Source organism: Mycobacterium sp. PDNC021 (assembly GCF_048282635.1).
GTDB classification, from domain to species: domain Bacteria; phylum Actinomycetota; class Actinomycetes; order Mycobacteriales; family Mycobacteriaceae; genus Mycobacterium; species Mycobacterium llatzerense.
The window spans coordinates 883,781-902,505 of the sequence record NZ_CP182502.1 but is presented as its reverse complement, the minus strand read 5'-3'; the positions used below and the strand labels follow the sequence as shown (position 1 = coordinate 902,505).

At 67.3% G+C, this 18,725-nt stretch carries 19 protein-coding genes; 9 read left to right on the top strand and 10 right to left on the bottom strand.

Translation table 11 applies throughout. The features are described from left to right. Positions 1–165: 165 nt before the first annotated feature. Entirely contained in the window at positions 166–3,714 is a 3,549-nt protein-coding gene (gene car, locus ACNO8X_RS04180; protein ID WP_418004280.1) for a carboxylic acid reductase, read from the bottom strand. 99 nt (positions 3,715–3,813) lie between these two features. Continuing rightward, on the bottom strand, positions 3,814–4,737 hold the full coding sequence (locus ACNO8X_RS04175) for a DMT family transporter (protein WP_418004279.1): 924 nt from the start codon (positions 4,735–4,737) through the stop codon (positions 3,814–3,816). 189 nt (positions 4,738–4,926) lie between these two features. Between ACNO8X_RS04175 and ACNO8X_RS04170 the strand changes: the two genes are divergently transcribed. Next, the gene (locus tag ACNO8X_RS04170) at positions 4,927–5,661 is read left to right on the top strand and encodes an SDR family oxidoreductase (RefSeq protein ID WP_418004278.1); all 735 of its coding nucleotides are present in this window, start codon (positions 4,927–4,929) and stop codon (positions 5,659–5,661) included. On the opposite strand, the gene ACNO8X_RS04165 is transcribed toward ACNO8X_RS04170, so the two are convergent. The 3 genes from ACNO8X_RS04165 to mrf form a co-directional block, all read right to left on the bottom strand. After that, positions 5,662–6,711, bottom strand: a complete 1,050-nt coding sequence (locus ACNO8X_RS04165) for a zinc-dependent alcohol dehydrogenase family protein (RefSeq protein WP_418004277.1) — start codon at positions 6,709–6,711, stop codon at positions 5,662–5,664. It lies immediately after the preceding gene. A 380-nt stretch (positions 6,712–7,091) separates the two neighbouring features. After that, on the bottom strand, positions 7,092–8,213 hold the full coding sequence (locus ACNO8X_RS04160) for an esterase family protein (protein ID WP_418005773.1): 1,122 nt from the start codon (positions 8,211–8,213) through the stop codon (positions 7,092–7,094). 184 nt (positions 8,214–8,397) lie between these two features. Beyond that, complete coding sequence (gene mrf / locus ACNO8X_RS04155) at positions 8,398–9,585, bottom strand: ribosome hibernation factor-recruiting GTPase MRF (RefSeq protein WP_418004276.1); 1,188 nt, start codon at positions 9,583–9,585, stop codon at positions 8,398–8,400. Positions 9,586–9,681: 96 nt separating this feature from the next. Here mrf and rpmB point away from each other — a divergent pair, with 96 nt between their 5' ends. Genes rpmB through rpsR form a run of 4 tightly spaced genes read left to right on the top strand, consistent with a single transcriptional unit; the run spans position 9,682 to position 10,639 of the window. Beyond that, a complete protein-coding gene (gene rpmB, locus ACNO8X_RS04150; protein WP_155902558.1) occupies positions 9,682–9,918 on the top strand; it encodes a 50S ribosomal protein L28 in 237 nt (78 codons plus the stop codon). Continuing rightward, positions 9,919–10,083: a 50S ribosomal protein L33 gene (rpmG, locus tag ACNO8X_RS04145; RefSeq protein ID WP_133759130.1), complete on the top strand. Its 165-nt coding sequence runs from the start codon at positions 9,919–9,921 to the stop codon at positions 10,081–10,083. Between the two features lie 2 nt (positions 10,084–10,085). Further along, on the top strand, positions 10,086–10,391 hold the full coding sequence (rpsN, locus tag ACNO8X_RS04140; RefSeq protein ID WP_418004275.1) for a 30S ribosomal protein S14: 306 nt from the start codon (positions 10,086–10,088) through the stop codon (positions 10,389–10,391). Then, positions 10,391–10,639 (top strand): 30S ribosomal protein S18, encoded by a 249-nt coding sequence (gene rpsR, locus ACNO8X_RS04135; protein WP_418004274.1) that lies wholly within the window; start codon positions 10,391–10,393, stop codon positions 10,637–10,639. Before rpsN ends, rpsR begins: the two co-directional genes overlap by 1 nt. On the opposite strand, the gene ACNO8X_RS04130 is transcribed toward rpsR, so the two are convergent. Both ACNO8X_RS04130 and ACNO8X_RS04125 read right to left on the bottom strand, forming a co-directional pair. Continuing rightward, entirely contained in the window at positions 10,632–11,468 is an 837-nt protein-coding gene (locus tag ACNO8X_RS04130) for a rhomboid family intramembrane serine protease (RefSeq protein WP_418004273.1), read from the bottom strand. The two genes, rpsR and ACNO8X_RS04130, sit on opposite strands and share 8 nt — an antisense overlap. Before the next feature lie 13 nt (positions 11,469–11,481). After that, the gene (locus tag ACNO8X_RS04125) at positions 11,482–12,270 is read right to left on the bottom strand and encodes an acyl-CoA thioesterase (protein ID WP_418004272.1); all 789 of its coding nucleotides are present in this window, start codon (positions 12,268–12,270) and stop codon (positions 11,482–11,484) included. Positions 12,271–12,325: 55 nt separating this feature from the next. Between ACNO8X_RS04125 and ACNO8X_RS04120 the strand changes: the two genes are divergently transcribed. The 3 genes from ACNO8X_RS04120 to lipE are packed head-to-tail and all read left to right on the top strand — an operon-like array spanning position 12,326 to position 14,673. Beyond that, positions 12,326–12,952 (top strand): class I SAM-dependent methyltransferase, encoded by a 627-nt coding sequence (locus tag ACNO8X_RS04120; protein ID WP_418004271.1) that lies wholly within the window; start codon positions 12,326–12,328, stop codon positions 12,950–12,952. A gap of 6 nt (positions 12,953–12,958) precedes the next feature. Next, positions 12,959–13,441: a peroxynitrite isomerase gene (locus ACNO8X_RS04115; RefSeq protein WP_418004270.1), complete on the top strand. Its 483-nt coding sequence runs from the start codon at positions 12,959–12,961 to the stop codon at positions 13,439–13,441. Continuing rightward, the gene (gene lipE, locus ACNO8X_RS04110) at positions 13,438–14,673 is read left to right on the top strand and encodes a lipase LipE (RefSeq protein ID WP_418004269.1); all 1,236 of its coding nucleotides are present in this window, start codon (positions 13,438–13,440) and stop codon (positions 14,671–14,673) included. The genes ACNO8X_RS04115 and lipE overlap by 4 nt, the downstream gene beginning before the upstream one ends. Before the next feature lie 68 nt (positions 14,674–14,741). On the opposite strand, the gene ACNO8X_RS04105 is transcribed toward lipE, so the two are convergent. Continuing rightward, the gene (locus ACNO8X_RS04105) at positions 14,742–15,161 is read right to left on the bottom strand and encodes an SRPBCC family protein (protein ID WP_418004268.1); all 420 of its coding nucleotides are present in this window, start codon (positions 15,159–15,161) and stop codon (positions 14,742–14,744) included. A 49-nt stretch (positions 15,162–15,210) separates the two neighbouring features. On the opposite strand from ACNO8X_RS04105, the gene ACNO8X_RS04100 reads away from it, so the two are divergent. Beyond that, positions 15,211–16,755 (top strand): acyl-CoA carboxylase subunit beta, encoded by a 1,545-nt coding sequence (locus tag ACNO8X_RS04100; RefSeq protein WP_418004267.1) that lies wholly within the window; start codon positions 15,211–15,213, stop codon positions 16,753–16,755. Between the two features lie 87 nt (positions 16,756–16,842). On the opposite strand, the gene ACNO8X_RS04095 is transcribed toward ACNO8X_RS04100, so the two are convergent. Both ACNO8X_RS04095 and ACNO8X_RS04090 read right to left on the bottom strand, forming a co-directional pair. Next, a complete protein-coding gene (locus ACNO8X_RS04095) occupies positions 16,843–17,946 on the bottom strand; it encodes an FAD-dependent oxidoreductase (RefSeq protein ID WP_418004266.1) in 1,104 nt (367 codons plus the stop codon). 154 nt (positions 17,947–18,100) lie between these two features. Then, positions 18,101–18,709, bottom strand: a complete 609-nt coding sequence (locus tag ACNO8X_RS04090) for a DUF2510 domain-containing protein (protein WP_418004265.1) — start codon at positions 18,707–18,709, stop codon at positions 18,101–18,103. Between the last annotated feature and the right edge of the window lie 16 nt (positions 18,710–18,725).

Genomic DNA, 18,725 nt, shown 5'->3' with positions numbered 1-18,725 from the left:
CCTCACGAAAAATCGAAATATCGAATGGGTACGCCCCGTTGCATCCCCACTAATTGAATGACGCTGGCGCGGCCGCCGTTGTTCCGGCGATTTCCTGCCAGTTCCCTGTGATTTGTGCACGATTCTCCGCGGCCATCGCGGAAAATCGTGCACAAATCGCTCAAATCAGAGCAGGCCGAGCAGCTGCAGATCGGTGATGTACTTGACGATCACCGGTGCACCGATGTGCGGAATATCCTTGTCTGCACCGATTTTCGCGTTCTGCACGGCGGCCCGGAACCGCTCGACCGGGGCGATGGACCCCGGTACCGGGTAGCTGGGCTGCTGGTAGTTGTGCAGCAGCGGCAGCAGCGACGCCTGCCGCTGACGGTCCGGCAGGCCGCGCAGACCCGTCTCGAACCTGGCCAGCCAGTCGGCGTAATCATCAACGCGGGCAATGGAATACCCCGCCTCGATCAGCCAGTCGACGAACTCGTCCATACCGATGCCGTCGTCGTACGGGTTCATCACGTGGTACGTCTCGAACGTCGAGTCGGATGCACCGGCCGCGACCTGCACGGCCAGCGTCGAGATGGACTCGGAGACGAACTCGACCGGCAGCCCGTCGTAGTGGGCGCGCTGGCGCTTGCCGTCGGAAGCCAACTCGTAGAACGAGTACGGCGCGATGCCGGTGGCCACCAACGAGAACATCATCCGGGTGAACATGTCGGGCAGGTTGAGCTGGCCCGCGTACGTCGTATCGGCCAGGATCATGTCGCAGCGGAACACCGAAACCGGCAGGCCGCAAAGGTCATTGGCCTCGCGAAGCAGCACCTCGCCGGCCCACTTGCTGTTGCCGTAGCCGTTGGCGTAGCTGTCGTCGACCGACCGCACCGCGCTCATGACGCGCACATCGGCGTCCTCGACGAACTTGCCGGGCGCCACGCCACCGCCGACCGCGATGGTCGAGACGTAGGCGAACGGCTTGATCCGCGTGGTCAACGCGATCCGGATCAGCTCGGCGGTGCCCAGTGCGTTGGGCCCGAACAGCTCGCTGTAGGGCAGCACGTGGTTCACCAGCGCGGCCGGGTCCACGATGAAGTCGACGGTGTCGGCCAACCGCTGCCAAACATCCTGCGGCAGACCGAGATTGGCCTCGCCCTTGTCGCCGGCGATGACCTCCAGGTGGTCGGACAGCGACCGGTAGTGCTCCAGCAGCTTCGGATCGCCGCTGTCGAACGTCGCGTCCAGGCGGGCCCGGGCGTCGGCGTCGGACTTGCCGCGGACCAGGCAGATGACCATGCCGTCGACCAGGTCCATCCGCTCCAGCCATTCCAGCGCCAGGTAGCGACCCAGGAATCCGGTTGCGCCCGTGAGCAATACGGTCCGTACCTCGGACACCGGCCCGGGCAGCGACGGTGCCGCGGCCAACGTCGCGGCGTCGATGAACTTGTCCAGCGTCAGGTCTGCAGCGCGTGCCTCGGTGGCGCCGCGGCCGTGCACCGTGGAGAACGTCGGCCGCTTGCTGCCGGGCGCGCGCTCCCCTTCGATGTAGGCCGCCACACCGGCCAGGTCGGTGGCCGGGCTGACGATGACGCCGACCGGCACCTCGACCTCGAAGATCTCCTCCAGCAGGTTGCCGAAGGTCAACGCCGACAACGAATCTCCGCCCAGGTCGGTGAAGTGGGCGTCGCCCGCGACGTCGGAACTGGCAGCTCCGAGCGTGGCGCCGACAGCGCGCAGCACGGTCTCGAGCACCGGAACGTCGGACGCCCGCAACGAACGCAGCGCTCGCAGTTCGGCGGCCTGGCCTTCGGCCAGTTCGGTGTACAGCTGCTCCAGCTCGGCGCCGTAGCGGGCCTTCAGCTTCGGCCAGGCCAACTTGCGCACACCGGTCAGCAGCCCGTTCTCCAGCGAGAACGGTTCGGTCTCGATGATGAAGTCGCGGGGAATCTCGTACGACTGCAGCCCGGACTCGCGGGCCACTGTCTGCAGTGCGTCGGCCAGCTCGGGACGCAAGGCCTCCGCGCCGGAAACACCCGCCAAGGCCTCCGAGGTAGGCACAATCACCGCCAGCAGGTAGGAGCGAGAACTGTTGCCGTACACGTAGATCTGACGGATCAGCGGGCTGGTGCCGAAGGCCGCTTCGAGCTTCGACACCGTCACGAACTCGCCCTGCGCCAGCTTCAGCACATTGTTGCGGCGATCCAGATACTGCAGGTGATCGGGGCCGAGTTCGGCAACGATGTCGCCGGTGCGGTAGAAGCCGTCCACGTCGAAGACGTCAGCGGTGACGTCGGGCCGCTTGTAGTAGCCCGGGATCAAATCTGTTGATTTCAAGAGCAATTCGCCACGCGGATGCGGCCGGTCGGTCGACAGGTAGCCGAGCTCGGGTACGTCGATCAGCTTGTAGTCGATCACCGGCGGGCGGCTCACGTGGCCGCTGATCATGACGCCGCCGGCTTCGGTCGAGCCGTAGGCCTCCATCAGTTCCAGCCCGAGGAATTTCTGCACCCAGGCCTTGAGCTCCGGCGAGATCGGCGCAGACCCGGTCATCGCGACGAGCTGCCGCCCGCCGATCAGGCTGACGCTGCGTTCGTCGAGCACCTGCTGCTCGGAGACGCCGCCCATCACCCGGCGGTCGACCTCGCTCTGCACCTCCTGGTGGATCATCTCCCAGACCCGGGGCACGAAGGTCATCTGCGTCGGCCGGACCAGCGCGATGTCTTCCAGCAGGGTGGACAGGTCGCTCTTGGCCGCGAAGTAGACCGTGCCGCCGTGCGCCAGCGTGCGGTAGACGGTGCCGCGGCCCATCATGTGGCTCATCGGCAGGAAGCTCAGGACGATCGACGGCAGCGCGGGCTGCTGATGCGTCAGCCCGGTCCGCCAGGCGTTGGCGACGAGCCGCTCGGGGTACATGGCGCCCTTGGGTGTGCCGGTGCTGCCGGAGGTGTAGATCAGGACCAGCAGCGGGTCCGGATCCGCTGAGACGACGGGCTCGACGGTCGGGAGCGCGGTGCCGCGCGTCACCAGGTCGGCAAGAGTCTCGACAACGATGCCGCGCTCTGCCAACTGCGTCGCGGCCCGTTCGACGGCCTCGCGGTCGTCATCGACCTGGGCGTGGTGGTCGAATACGAACACGCGCTTGACGGCAGCACCCGAGCCCGAGACCAATTCGACGGCCTCGTCCAGGAACTTCACGTCGGCGAACAAGGCGACGGGCTCGGTCTCGTCGAGGATGGGGCGCAGCTGCTCGGCGGGTGCGCTGGTCTGCAGCGGGACGGCGACGACGCCGGCGCGCGCCAGCGCGGTATCGATGATCGTGAATTCGGCGCTCGTGAAACCGAGCATGGCGACCCTGTCGCCGGCGGCGACGATTGACTGACCGCCGCCGGGGACGTTGTCGTCTGTGCCGGTGAGCAGGGCGTTGCCGATGGCCTTGATCTGCCGCCAGGCCTCGCCGTAGGTGATGGTGTCGTAGCGCGGCAGCAGCCGGGAGACGGTGCGGCCGGCGTCATCGGTGACGTATTCGACGGCGCGCTGCCCGAGAGCGGGCCGGTCGGCGTAGGCCGCCATGACAGCGCTGATCATGTCGGGCAGCCGGATTCCGGGCTCGTCGAGGGCGGCGCCGACCGCGGCGAGCGGCCGGGCGGCGGCAAGTTGCGGGTCGGTGGCGCAGAGGTCAGCGATGCGCTGCGTCAGCTCGTCAGTAAGTGCGGTTTCTTCGTTCGACATAACAACCTCATCAATTAGTTCACCAGCGTCGCCATATACAACGTTAGCAAAACTAACGATATGCCCGAGTCGGCTGTGTGACAAACCACACCACTGAGGTCAGCGTTCTGAAGTCGGTTGCACCTGCTGCGGTGCGATCGGCGGCGCCACCTTCGCGCCCGCCTGCGTTTCATACGCGCCCTCGTCCCGGCCGAGGGCAATGGTCGCCGCCGCCATGGCGCCGATGGACACCACGAGCGCGACGGCCTCGACTCCAGTTGTGTCGAAGCCCTCGCCGAGAACCAGGGCACCGAGGAGAACGGCCACCACCGGTTCCAGCACGAGCATGGTCGGCACCGAGGTCTGCAACGCGCCGGCATGGAATGCGGACTGCTGCAGCACGGTCGCCACCGCGCCCAAGATGATGAGCAGGTATGGCGCCGGCGTCGTCAGCAAGCCGAGCCAGCCCCGGTTCTGCAGAATCGCCATGAAGATCTTGGTCACCACCGCGACGACACCGAACAGCACGCCGACCCCGACGGCCAGCAGTACCGCACGCTGCCAGCCGCTGCACCGCACCGCCAACAGCACGCAGCCGACGATCACCGCGACACACACCGCAGCGACCAGAACGATAACCCCTGGTGAGGCCAGGTGTTCGTCGCGCTCAGGCCGGGCCAGCACGACGAATCCGGCGAGCCCGATGGTCAGCAATCCGGCCCAGAGCCATTCGCCGCGGGTCACCCTGCGGTGCGCCTGGTGCGCGCTCAGCGGCAGCGCGAAGAGCAATGCCGAGACCAGCAGTGGCTGGACCAACATCAGCGATCCGTGCGCCAGGGCCAGGGCCTGGAAGACATAGCCGGCGACGGCCGCGCCGGTGCCGGCCCACCACAGTCTCCGGCTCAGGAGCGTCGACAGCATGACGACGCTGACGCCATGTTCGGGCGGCACGTCGATGGTCGCGCGCTGGCGCACCACGATGCCGACGGCGGCACAGACGGCCGCGCACAGTGCGAACAGCACCACAAGTGCGTGTTCGATCAACGGAGGCGTCCGATCAGCGTGGCCGCGTACCGCGCCACAGGCGTCACCGGAAACGTCACGCCCAAAGGGTAGTCGAGCGGGACTGTCCGTCCCAGTCGCGAGCCGCGTCCAGCCAAAGCGCCCGACAACACATTTACCGTTACCTTAGATTTCTCTTACCTTTCTTAATTTTGGGGTACGGTCGAAGCCATGCACCCCAGGATCGCGCTCGTCACCGGAGCTTCCCGCGGCATCGGAGCCGCCGTGGCTCAACAGCTCGCCGGACCGGACACCCATGTCCTGGTGAACTATCGGGAGAAGGCCAAGCGCGCCAACGCCGTCGTCGACGGCATCCGCGCGGCCGGCGGTCAAGCCTCCACGATCGGCGCCGACGTGTCCGACGCCGCTGCCGCCAAAGCCATGCTCGACCGGATCGACAGCCGGTTCGGGCGCCTGGACATGCTGGTGCTCAACGCCTCCGGTGGCCTCGAGTTCGGCGCCGCGCCCGACTACGCGATGCGGCTGAACCGCGACGCGCAGCTGCGGCTCGTCGACCTGGCGCTCCCCCTGATGCCCGCCGGTGCGCAGATCGTGTTCGTCACCAGCCACGAGGCCCACTGCTATCCGCACCTACCCGTGCCCGACGACTACGTGCCGATTGCCGCCAGCAAGCGCGCCGGTGAAGACGCGCTACGGGCACTCCGACCCGAATTCGACCGGTGCCGAATCGGATTCACCGTCGTCTCGGGCGACATGATCGAAGGCACGATCATCGCCCGGTTGTACGAACGTCGCGATCCCGAGGCGGTCGGCGCCCGCCGCAGCCAGGGACCGCTGCCGACCATCGAGGAATTCGCCACCGCGATCACCATCGCCGCCGCCGGACGCGACCTGCGCGACACCGTGTATGTCGGAGGCGAGGACCATCTGGTCCGGCCGGCCTGATCAGGGCTCGAGCAGAACCTTGATGGCCGTGCGCTGATCCATCGCCGTGTACGCGTCGGCCACCTGAGCAAGTGGCAGTGCCAGATCGAAAACCAGGCCAGGCTCGATGGCCCCGGACAGCACGTCCGGCAGCAGTTCGTCGAGGTACGGCCGGACGGTGGCCATCCCACCCGCGACATGGATGTTCGTGTTGAACAGTTGCCGCATCGGCAATTCGGGCGCGCCGGCCGGCACGCCGACGAAACCCAGGTAGCCGCCGGGGCGGACCGCGCCGAGCGCCTGGCGCATCGAATCCTTGGTGCCGACGCATTCCAGCACCGAGTCGGCCCCGACACCGCCGAGCAGTTCCTCGATGGCCGCGATGCCATCGTCGCCGCGTTCGGCAACGATGTCGGTGGCGCCGAAGGTCCGGGCCAACTTCTGCCGGTCTTCGTGCCGCGACATCATGATGATCCGTTCCGCACCAAGGCGTTTCGATGCGAGCACAGCACACAGCCCGACGGCGCCGTCGCCCACGACCACCACGGTGGCGCCGGGGTGGACGTTCCCGGACCGCGCGGCATGGTGGCCGGTCGACATGACGTCGGCCAGGGTCAGCAGGTGCGGGTACAGGTCTGCGTCAGGCGCTTCCGGCACCGTGAACAGGGTGCCGTCGGCGAAGGGCACCCGGACGTATTCGCCTTGGGCCCCGTCGAGTGCCTCGCCCGATCTGGTGGCGCCGCCCCAGACCCCGAAGTTCACGCACGAGGTGGTGATCCCGTTGCGGCAGTGCACGCAGGTGCCGTCGCTGTCGGTGAACGGGGAGATGACGAAATCCCCGACGCGCACCTGCTTGACCTCGGAGCCGACGGCTTCCACGATCCCGATGAACTCATGCCCGATCGGGTGCGGCGCGTTCGTCGGTGCCACACCGCGGTACGGCCACAGGTCCGAACCGCAGACACAGGTCCGCACCACCCGGACCACTGCGTCGCCCGGTGACTGAATCTGCGGATCAGGGCGCTCCTCGAATCGAATATCGCCCGGCCCATGGATGATCGTGGTCTGCACGGTTGTCCCGCCCTTTCAGGAGTCGAATCCGACCCCTGAGTCTTGCCGAATCAGCCCGTCGGCGCGAGCACCAGTCCTTCGGTAACCCGGATCAAGTGCCGGATCCTGGTGGGAAAGTCCGCCAGTGCAATCGTCGTAGCGATAGGCCGGTGGTTATTGCACTCAGGGACGTCCTAGCGCCCGGAAAAGTACCTGGTTTCAACCACGGTGGCTGCGCGCGCTTGGTGATTGACGCTACGTATTTCTCTGGCCGGTTGACCTCCAGGCCAGCGGCAGTGCGGAGATTGAGTGTGAACTGAGGTCGCAAAAGGTCGAGTGACCATGTGCGCAGGTTCGCAGTCAACGTAAGCGGCCGCCAGTGAGCGCTCACCAAAAGCGATCTAGCCCGTCGGCGCGAGCACCAATCCGCCGGTGACCGGCGGAGCAGCTGCCGCAGCAGGCGCCGGGACCACAGCCGGAACCGCAGCCGGAACCGCAGCGGGAACGGCGGCAGGAGCGGCAACAGGCACAGGCGCAGGGGCCGCAACAGGTGCCGCCATCGCAACGGGCGCTGGCACCGCGGCGGGAGCGGGCACGGGTGCAGGCGCAGGAGCCGGCGGCGGAACCGGAGCACCCACACCCAGCACGCGCAGCAGGTCAGGCTTCATGGCCTGCAACTGCTGGCCCCAGTAGCCCCAGCTGTGAGTGCCGTCCTTGGGGAAGTTGAAGACCGCGTTGCGGCCACCGGCCTGCTGGTACAACCGCTGGAAGTCCCGGTTCGAGCTGATCGTCAGGTTCTCCAGGAACTGGGCGCTGTAGAGAATCCCCATGTCACCCGGGGTGTCGAGATCGGACGGCATGCCGTTGCCGCAGTACACCCAGATGGCGGTGTTGTTGGCCACCAGCTGCTGGACGTTGACGGTCGGGTCGTTGCGCCGCCATGCCGGGTCGCTGGCGATGCCCCACATCTGGGTCGGGTTGTAGCCGCCGGCGTCCTTCATGGCGAAGCCGATCAGGGTGGGCCACAGGCCTTGCGACGGGTTGAGGAAGCCCGACAGCGAGCCGGCGAAGATGAACTGCGCCGGGTGCCAGGTGGCCAGGGTCAAGGCCGAGCCACCCGACATCGACAGACCGACGACGGCGTTGCCGGTCGGTTGTACGCCGCGGTTCGCCGCGAGCCAGGCCGGCAGCTCCTGCGTCAGGAACGTCTCCCACTTGTAGGTGATGACGCCATTGTTGTTGGTCGCAGGCTGATACCAGTCGGTGTAGAAGCTGGACTGTCCGCCGACGGGCATCACCATCGAGATGCCCGACTGGTAGTACCACTCGAACGCGGCGGTGTTGATGTCCCAGCCGCTGGCGTCGTCCTGGGCGCGCAGGCCGTCGAGCAGGTAGACCGCGTGCGGCCCGCCGCCCTGGAACTGAACCTTGATGTCGCGCCCCATCGCGGGTGACGGAATGTTCAGCACCTCAACCGCTTTCGCGGCAGCATGCGCCTGCGGCAGCGCCGCGGGCATCGCCATTCCCGGGACCGCCAGGGCAGCGACAGCCGCCACCGCGAGTCGCCGCAGTTTCACGCCGAAATTCCTGCCAACCAGAGTCGCCAACACGAGTGAAAACTAACGCCGAGCCGAAGAGGCTCCGGTGACCAACGCGCCACGTGATCGCCTTGTTATCAATGCGTTTGACTATCGAGTCCAGAACGGGTCACGCCATGCCGTGATCGGTGCCATCGCCGACGACGGTCACCTCGCCGGTCGTGCACGGCTCCTCGTGCCAGTCGCCGAACGGATCCGGGTAGCCGGACCAGGCGTCCTGCGCAGCGAACTCCTCGTCGGTGAGCAGGGCGTCGTTCAGCGCGGCGGTCACGTCAGCGGACCGCGCACCGCACACCAGGATCGCCATCGCGGTGTGCCGGTCGCCGAATTCGTTGTCCCACATGAGGTCTGCCAGGGCTCGTCGCTCGCGGTCCAGGTAGGCCGCTTCACTGACGGTCATCGCGGCGATCCATCGGCCGGCGTTGCTGACGCGCAGGCCGCCACCGGCCGACTCCAGCCACATGACGTGGTCGGGCCGGTTGGCCAGCCACATCCGGCCGCGGGTCCGGATCACGCCGTCCAGGAGGTGATCGATGGCGTCATGCAGCCGTTCGGGATGAAACGGCCGGCGCGCATTGAACTCGACAATCTGAACGGGCCCTTCAGGATTCAAGCTGGGCTGCCCGGCCAGCAGCGGCCCGTGCGGCTCGTCCGCGCGGCCCAGCCGGGCGTCCGGCCACACGGTGCGCAACGCTTGATCGACCAATGCGGGCTCGGTGATGAGCTGCGCTCGCGGCGCCAGCCGGCGGCATACCGCGAGCAGGACGGGTTCGGCGTGGGTCACCACCAGGACGTCGGCGAATTCGGCCTGCCCCACCGCCACCTGAGCGACGGTCCGACCGTCGGGCAGCTCGTCGTCGCCCAGCGCGTCGGTGAGCCAGTCCGCGGATTCGATGCACGTCACCACGCCGGCGATCGCCACGTCCCGGGCGGCCGGCCCGTCGATGTACCCGGGGCCGACGTGGACCCGAACGTGGTTGATGGCCCAGCAGATCGGTTCGGGTTCCATCCACGGCTCCAGGTGGACGACGATCCGGTGGACGTCGTCGCGCCGGTGCAGCAGGCGCAGGTAGATCAGCAGGTCGTTGCGCACGGTGCAGGACACGCAGCCGTGGGCCAGTTCCAGGGCAGCTTCCGTCTCGTTGACGATGCCGTGCGGTGCCGTGATGGTGCGACGGCGCACGACGTGACCGTCGAACTGATGCTCAACGAGCACCGTGCCCGGCACCTTCACTAGCTCCTCGGTCACGTATCCGGTCGGTCCCTGACCAGCCACGACGATCACCGGCGTCCTCATCGCCACCCCTTATCGACAATCATTTTCAATTCTGTTGCCGTCACGCTACAGTGGCGACCGGCACTTGTCGAAAATGATTTTCATTAAGGATGGAGCATGTCAGCGCACTGCCAGGTCACCGGGCGCCAGCCCGGCTTCGGCAACACGGTTTCGCACTCCAATCGGCGCACCTCGCGTCGGTGGAACCCGAACATCCAGAGCAAGACCTACTACCTGCCTTCGGAAGGCCGGCGCATCCGGCTCCAGGTCAGCGCCAAGGGCATCAAGGTGATCGACCGGGACGGCATCGAAGCCGTGGTGGCCCGGCTACGCCGGGACGGGGTGCGAATCTAGATGTCCCGCACCGATATTCGCCCCGTGGTGAAGCTGAAGTCCACCGCGGGCACCGGCTACACATACGTCACCCGCAAGAACCGGCGCAACGATCCCGATCGGTTGGTGCTGCGCAAGTACGACCCGATCGTCCGCCGGCACGTCGACTTCCGAGAGGAGCGCTGACCATGGCCAAGAAATCCAAGGTCGCCAAGAACGAGCAGCGCCGGCTGACCGTCGCCCGCTACGCCGAGCGCCGGGCCGAGCTCAAGGCCATCATCAAGTCCCCGTCGAGCACTGTCGACGAGCAGTCCACCGCCATGCGGGAGCTGGCCCGCCAGCCGCGCGATGCCAGCGCGGTGCGGGTGCGCAACCGCGACGCGGTCGACGGCCGTCCGCGTGGTCATCTGCGCAAGTTCGGCCTCTCTCGCGTCCGGGTGCGTGAAATGGCGCATGAAGGACAGCTGCCCGGCATCCGGAAAGCGAGCTGGTGATGGCCAAGCGCAAACCCACCCGGCGCCCAACCGAGGCGAAGCGTCCGGTCAAGAACATGCTGACCAAGCTCGGCGTGGACCATCTCGATTACAAGGACACCGCGAACCTGCGGTTGTTCATCTCCGAGCGCGGCAAGATCCGGTCCCGGCGGGTGACGGGCCTGACGGTCCAGCAGCAGCGACAGGTTGCCACCGCGATCAAGAATGCCCGGGAGATGGCGCTACTGCCCTACCCCGGGATCAACTGAACATCGTCAGCAAGGTCTCGGTCCGCCACATCGTCAGCCCGGCGAACAGCACCAGGAGCACCGCGGTCACCGAGATCAGCGCGAGGAGTCGTTGCCGCGCAGGCACATACGCGAAGACCGCCGCCACCAGGGTGCCGGTGACCAACCCGCCGACGTGCCCCTGCCAACTGATCGACTGCGAGCTGACCGCGGGCAGCACGAAGGTGATCACCAGGTTGATGACGATCAGGCCGACGATCCCGCGGACGTCGAGCTGCAGCCGGCGGAACAACACGAACGTCGCGCCGAACAGGCCGAAGATCGCGCCCGACGCACCTGCTGTCGCCGAATTCAGCGGCGACAGCAGGTACACCAGCACCGAGCCGCCCAGGCCGCTGAGGCCGTACAGCACCCCGAAACGCAAGCGCCCCAGCCACTGTTCCAGCTGAGGCCCGACGGCCCACAGCGCCCACATGTTGAACACGATGTGCGCCAGGCCGTAGTGCAGGAAGGCCGACGACGCCAGGCGGTAGTACTGGCCGTCGGCCACGGCGGGCGGCCACAGCACCAGGTCCTGCTGCATCTGCGTCGAGGTGTGCTGCAGCACGAACATCACCACGTTGACCGCGATCAGCGTGTAGGTGACCAGCGCGCCCTGGGTGATCCGTCCGCCGAAGTGGGTCCGGGCCTGACGCACCGACCGCTTGCCTTCGTTGACGCACTCCGGGCACTGCTGGCCGACGGCGGCTGCGGTCATACAGTCCGGGCAGATGGGCCGCGCGCAGCGGCTGCAGCTCACATACGTCGGGCGGCTGGGGTGCCGATAGCAGGTCGGCGTCGGGACGGTCATCATCTTCTCCGGACTACAGCCGCCACAGGGCTTCCTGGCTGGTGCTGGCGATCAGCACCCCACCAGTGTCGTACAGGGCTCCGGTCACCAGCCCGCGGGAGTCGGTGTTGTTCAGCCGGGTGACCTCGTAGCGGTGCCAGTCCAGCGGGACGAAGGGCCGGTGGAACCACACCGCGTGGTCCAGGCTGGCGGCGAAGCCCTGACGCAGATCGGTGCCGTCGGGCCGCGCGACAGGCACCGGCCCGAAGTCGGACATGAAGGTCAGCGTGCACGCCCGGATCAAGGCGTCGTCTTCGATCTCGTCTTTGGTGCGGATCCAGAACGGGGGCACCGCGAAGGCTCCGACGTCTTCGGGCCGTACCCGAATGTCGAAGAAGTCGGCGACGGTCAGGCTCGGCGCTTTGGGCACTGCCGCGTCGAACTCGACGCCCAGGACTTCGGGACGCTGCCAGTCGGCGCCGGGTTCGGGGACGTGGAACGACGCGATCATCTCCAGGATCGTCTTGCCGTTCTGCTTCGCGGTGACGCGCCGCGTGTCGAACGACCGGCCGTCACGGGTTCGTTCCACGTGAAACTCCACGTCGATGCCGTACTGGCCGCCGCGGACGAAGTAGAGGTGCAGCGACTGCGGCAGTTTGTCCGGTTCGACGGTGCGGCCGGCCGCACCGAGCGCCTGCGCGGCGATCAGCCCGCCGAACAGGGACCGTCCCGGTCCCTCGGTCGGTTGCGGTGCGACGAAGGTGTCACCGTCGCGCGCAAAATCGAGGAGCTGGGCAATCCAGCTGGGCGCAGTAGAACTCATAAAGCGGCAGCGTATCTATCCGCATGCGATCTGCCGCGCCGCCTAGGCTGAAGCCATGGTTCAACGCAGGGGATTCAATGACACCGTCACCCGTTTCTGGGGCTTCGCCGCTCCTGCCTACGACACCGAGGTGCTGCAGCGATTCGTCTACCAGCCCGCACAGGACGAGGTCCTGGCCCAGCTGCGCGCGCACGACTCCCTGACCATCGCCGATATCGGCTGCGGCACGGGTATTTTCGCCGACCGGATCGAACGTGAGCTGCATGCCGTCGTGACCGGCGTGGACATGTCCGAGGGCATGCTGGCCCAGGCCAAGGCCCGGTCCTCGAAGGTCAGCTGGCTCACCGCACCCGCCGAGGAGCTGCCGTTCAACGACGGTGCGCTGGACGCGGTCGTGACGACGTCGGCGTTCCACTGGTTCGATCAGCCCGCGGCCCTGCGCGAATTCCACCGGGTGCTCAAGCCGGGCGGTATCGCCGCCGTCACCACCATCAGCCCGCGGCAGGTGCTGCCGCTGCACGCGCTGTCGTCGCACCTGCTGAACCCGGCGCACAACCCGTCGCCGGCGGAGATGAAGGAGCTGTTCGAGGGGGCCGGGTTCACGGTCTCGGAGCAGCACCGGGTGAAGCGGCCGGTGTGGACGCTCATCGTGTCCGACCTGCTGACCGTCGGAACGAAGTAGCCGACCATGCCCGATCTGCATCCCGACGTCGCGGTCCTGGCCCCGCTGCTGGGCACCTGGGCGGGCACCGGCTCCGGTGAGTACCCGACCATCCCCTCGTTCGACTACCTCGAAGAGGTCACCTTCGGCCACGTCGGAAAACCCTTCCTGGCCTACAGCCAGCGCACCCGCGCCGCCGATGACGGACGTCCGCTACACGCAGAAACCGGATACCTCAGGGTGCCCGCGCCCGGTCGCGTCGAGTGGGTGCTTGCGCATCCCACCGGCATCACCGAGGTGCTGCAGGGCACGCTCAGCACCGACGACGAGTTCGTCCTCGATCTGGCCACCACCGACATCGGGCGCACCGACTCCGCGAAAGAGGTTGACGCCCTACGTCGTTGGTTCCGGCTCGACGGAGACACGTTGAGCTACAACGTTCGGATGGCCGCCGTGGGGATACCGCTGCGCCACCACCTCGCGGCAGTTCTGCATCGGAAGGACGCATGACCGAGCCTCAAACCGGCCGCATTCGGGTACCAACCGACCTCGATTCGGTCACGGCAATCGGAGTCGAGGATCACTCGGGCGTCGATCCCCAAGCGGTGGAACGGATTTGGCAGTCCGCACAGCACTGGTACGCGGCGGGTATGCACCCGGCCATCCAGGTGTGCCTACGCCAGAACGGCCGGGTGGTGCTCAACCGCGCGATCGGTCACGGCTGGGGCAACGGGCCCGACGATCCGGTTGACGCCGAGCAGATCCCCGTCGGCGTCGACACCCCGTTCTGCGTGTATTCGGCGGCCAAGGCGATCAGTACGACCGTCGTGCACATGCTCGTCGAGCGCGGCGAGCTCGATCTGGACGCCCGCGTCTGCGACTACCTGCCGACGTACACCAGCCACGGCAAGGACCGCACCACCGTGCGGCACGTCGTGACTCACAGCGCTGGGGTTCCGCTGGCCACCGGCCCGCGGCCGGACCTCAAGCGGATGAACGACAGCGAATACGCCCGCGAGATGCTGGGCAATCTGCGGCCGATCTACCGACCGGGTCTGGTGCACATGTACCACGGGCTCACCTGGGGGCCGCTGATTCGCGAAATCGTCTCGGCCGCAACGGGTCGCAGCATCCGCGACATCCTGGCTACCGAGATCCTCGACCCGCTGGGCTTCCGCTGGACCAATTATGGCGTTGCGCCGGAAGATGTTCCGCTGGTCGCGCCGAGCCACGTCACCGGCAAGCCATTGCCCGCACCGATGGCGGCAGCCTTCAAGAAGGCCGTCGGCGGCACCCCGAGCCAGATCATCCCGTTCAGCAACACCCCGGACTTCTTGACCAGCGTGGTGCCGTCATCGAGCACGGTGTCGAATGCGGTCGAACTGTCCCGCTTCGCCGAAATGCTGTGTCGCGGCGGCGAACTCGACGGGGTTCGAGTGGTGCAGCCGGAAACGCTGCGTGTCGCGACGACCCCGTGCCGACGACTGCGGCCGGACATCGCCGTCGGACTGATGCCGATGCGCTGGGGTACCGGATACATGCTGGGCTCCAAGCGATTCGGCCCGTTCGGCCGGGGCGCCCCCGAGGCCTTCGGACACACCGGGCTGACCAACATCGCGGTATGGGCCGACCCGGAGCGGAACCTGGCCGCGGCCGTGGTCAGCAGCGGCAAGCCGGGCGGGCATCCCGAGGCCAACCGGTACCCGGCGCTGCTCGACGCGATCGCCAGGGAAATCCGCTAGACGCCGAACGGCCAGCTATCGCACGCAGATCATGAAAATCCGTGCGATAACTGGCCGTTGGGCGTGGACTAAGCCTTGGAAGCGGCCTTCGCGAACAGTCGCAGCAGGACCTGGTTGATGGCCGTCAGCGCCAGCTTCACCGGCGGGAACGACGCGGTCGAGTTCAGCGTGTAGTCGATGCGGGTGCCCGACCCTTCGGAGGTCAGCCGCACCTCACCCGAGTAGCCCGGGAACGGCACGCCGGAGCGGGCCTTGTAGCCGAACACGTTGGGGGCGTCGAAGGTCACGACCTCTTCGACGATCGCCGGTGCCGGTCCGGGCGCCGAGATACGGCGGACGGCGCCGAGGCCGTTCGGCGCCGGGGTGCCGGGCTGATCGATGGTCACGGTGACGCCCGGACCCCAGTTGGACATGCCCTCGTGGTCGATCAGGGTCGCCCAAACAACGTCGATCGGGCGGGCAACAGTGGTGGTTGCTGTGGATTGCATGGCTCGATCATGCCCCACCCCCACCTGCGCCGCCTGGCAGGCTGTCCCCATGCCCGACGAACCGTTGCGCGACGACCACACCGAACTCCTGCGCCGCCGCGCGCTCACCGACGACGCGGCCCGGCCGGACGCGGTGCAGCGTCGGCATGACGCCGGCGGACGCACGGCCCGGGAGAACGTCCTCGACCTGGTCGACGACGGCAGCTTCGTCGAATACGGGCGCTTTGCGATCGCCGCCCAGCGCGCGCGTCGTGAGCTCGACGACCTGATGGCCCGCACCCCGGCCGACGGCCTCGTGGCCGGCACCGCGCACGTCGACGGCCAGCCCTGCGCGGTGCTGTCGTATGACTACACCGTGCTGGCCGGCACCCAGGGCGCTCTCGGGCACCTCAAGAAGGACCGGCTGTTCGAACTGATCGACCGGATGAAGCTGCCCACGGTGTTCTTCGCGGAAGGCGGCGGCGGACGCCCCGGCGACACCGACCATCCGACGGTGTCGTCACTGGACGTCCGGGCGTTCGCGCTGTGGGCCGGCTTGTCGGGCGTCGTGCCACGGATCGCCGTGGTAAAGGGCCGCTGTTTCGCGGGCAATGCCGTGATCGCGGGCTGCTCGGATTTGATCATCGCGACCGAGGACACCTCGATCGGCATGGGTGGCCCGGCAATGATCGCCGGCGGCGGCCTCGGTGACATCGCACCAGACGACGTCGGCCCGATCTCGGTGCAAGCTCCCAACGGCGTCGTCGACGTGGTGGTACCCGACGAGGCCGCCGCGGTCTCGGTAGCCCGGAAACTGCTCGGCTACTTCCGCGGGCCGGCCACACCCGGCATCGCACCGGACCAAACCGCCTTGCGCACAATCATTCCCGAGCGTGCCCGGCGCGCCTACCGGGTCGCGCCCATCGTCGAGACACTCGCCGACGAGGGGTCGGTCACGTTCCTCCGGGAGAAGTTCGCACCCGAGCTGGCGACCGCGCTGGCCCGCATCGAGGGTCGGCCGGTTGGGGTGCTGGCCAACAACACCATGGTCATGGCCGGGGCCATCACAGCGGCGGCGTCCGACAAGGCGGCCCGGTTCCTACAACTCTGCGACGCTTTCGGGATTCCCGTGGTGTCGCTGGTCGACTGCCCGGGGTTCATGGTGGGACCTGCGGCCGAGGCCGAAGCGCTGGTGCGGCGCGGATCGCGGCTGTTGGTCGCTGGCGCGGCATTGCGGGTCCCACTCATCGCGGTGATCCTGCGGCGCGGTTACGGCCTTGGCGCACAGGCGATGTGCGGTGGCAGCCTGCATGAGCCGCTGCTGACGGTGGCCTGGCCGGGGGCGCATCTCGGGCCGATGGGGCTGGAAGGTGCGGTGCGGCTGGGGCTGCGCAAGGAACTGGAGGCGATCGCGGACGTCGACGCCCGCGAGCAGGCAGTGCGGGACGCCACCGCCGCCGCGCAAGCCAATGCCGCCGCGCTCAACTCGGCGTCGATGTTCGAGATCGACGACGTCATCGACCCCGCCGAGACCCGGTCCCTGATCGCCGCGACGCTGGCGACGGCCGAGCCGGCAGGGCTGCCGCCGCGCCGGGGTTTCGTCGACACCTGGTGAGCCTCGTTGACCCTGAAGTGAGGGCGCAAAAGCGCGAGTAGCGAGTGCCCTGGTTACAGAGTCAACGGCGGCAGCTGCACACGGTCGTCAATCCCGCACGCCCCGGTACAGCTGACGGCGCACCACGAAGCGCTGCAGCACCCGGTCGACCGTCCACGCCGGGAACCGGACCGCCTGCCCCCACGGGGTGAACACCTCCAGCCCGTCGGGCTGCGGGCCGAGCACCGACCCCCAGCGCACGGCCGGCGGCCGATAGGGCCGCAACTTCCGAGACTTGATCTGGGCCAGGATGTTTCGCGCCACCAGCGCGCCGCCACCGTTGCGCGCCGACGTCCGCAGCGGATCGGTGGCCGCGACATCGCCGACCGCGAAGACCCCTGGATGTCCGGGCACCGTCAGTTCCGGGGTGACGGTGACGAAGCCGTCATCGTCGAGAATCTCAGCCGGCAGCCACGCGGTGTTGGGTCGAACCCGGCCGACGGCCCACAGCACCGCATCAACGTCGGCGTCCGGTTGGCCGGTACTGAATTCGATTGACCCGGTGGTTATTTCGTCGCGGTCCGGGGGCAGGATCGCGCGGTGGCCGAGGTGCAGCCGGACGCCCAGTTCGGCCAGCCGCTGCGCGACGCGCACCTGGGTTCCGGAGTGGTAGCCCGGAAGTATCTGGGCGCCAGGGAAATACAGGTCGATCACCTTGTCGGGCCAGGTGCGAGCCAGATTCCCCGCACTGCTGACCGCGGTCGCGCCGCCGCCGACTACGGCGATGCGCCGCGCACCGGCCAGCTGCTCATGCGTCTTTCGCAGGTCCGCCGCGACGTCGTCGGCCGTCTGCAGCGTCGACCGGCGCCAGAAACCGTTGGTGGTACCGGTGGAGATCAGCAGCACGTCGAACGGCTCGACGGTCGCGGTGCCGTCGGCTGCCACCACCGTGACCGTACGCGCGCCCAGGTCGGCACCCGTCAGGACGCCGTGCACGATCCGCACCGAATCCAGGCCACGGAACCGCCGGAAACCGATGAAGTAGTCGCGGGCCCAGGCATCGGGCCGCGAGACGCGCATGCCAAGCTCCTGACCGCTGACCAGGCCATCCTTGACCGAGATACCGACCACGTCGGCGTGCGGCGCCAAGCGAACCGCGGCGAGGATGCCACTGTCCCCCAACCCGGCAATGACGATGCGTTTGCGGTCCACGGCACCGACACTACGACCCATCGTCCACGAACTTGCGATTTGTCCCGAGCACGCATACCGATGTTATCGAACGCTCTCCACTCAAAGCCCCCGAAACAAGCGTCGACCAAACGCATTCCGGTCGAGCTGGCTGTGCGTACTACGAACGACTCGACTACCCCGGCGCCCCAAGACCATATGTGTAGTTCTCGGTGTCCCAGTTCATCGTGGCGTGGTATTTGCGTCCACTCAGCGTGCCATCGCCATTATCCTTTGTCGCTGCGAAGCACTCAAAGACAGTTGTTTTCGCCGTAAGATCATCGGTTGATCCGCCGCTGACGGGATCACAGGAAACGGACAAGACGGGACCATCGAAAAGTCCTTGATCAATGTGCTTCTGCGCCATCGTCTTTATCGCCGCTTCGATCGAAGTTACAGCTAGCTTCCGTGCGGCGCGTTTCGAATCGTTCTCTTCCTTCCGTACTCTTTCAGCGTCCGCGGCCACCGCGGCCGCGGACGCAGATGCCTGTGAAGAAGAAGACATTTCGGCATTACGCATCGCCGTATCGTTGCTAGTCTTCCAATAGAATGCGATTCCGCCTCCCACCGCGAGAACGGCAAGAGCCACACCCGCAATGATCAAATTCTTTCTGGGAAGTCGCGACTTCGAACTCGAGCCAGTCGGGTCAGGGAGATCCAACCACTGAGTGCCGTCCCAATACTTCTGACCGCCACCCGGCGTCGGGTACCAACCCGCTGGCGTATTTCCCGATACTTCACTCACTTCCCCCGCCTTCCTC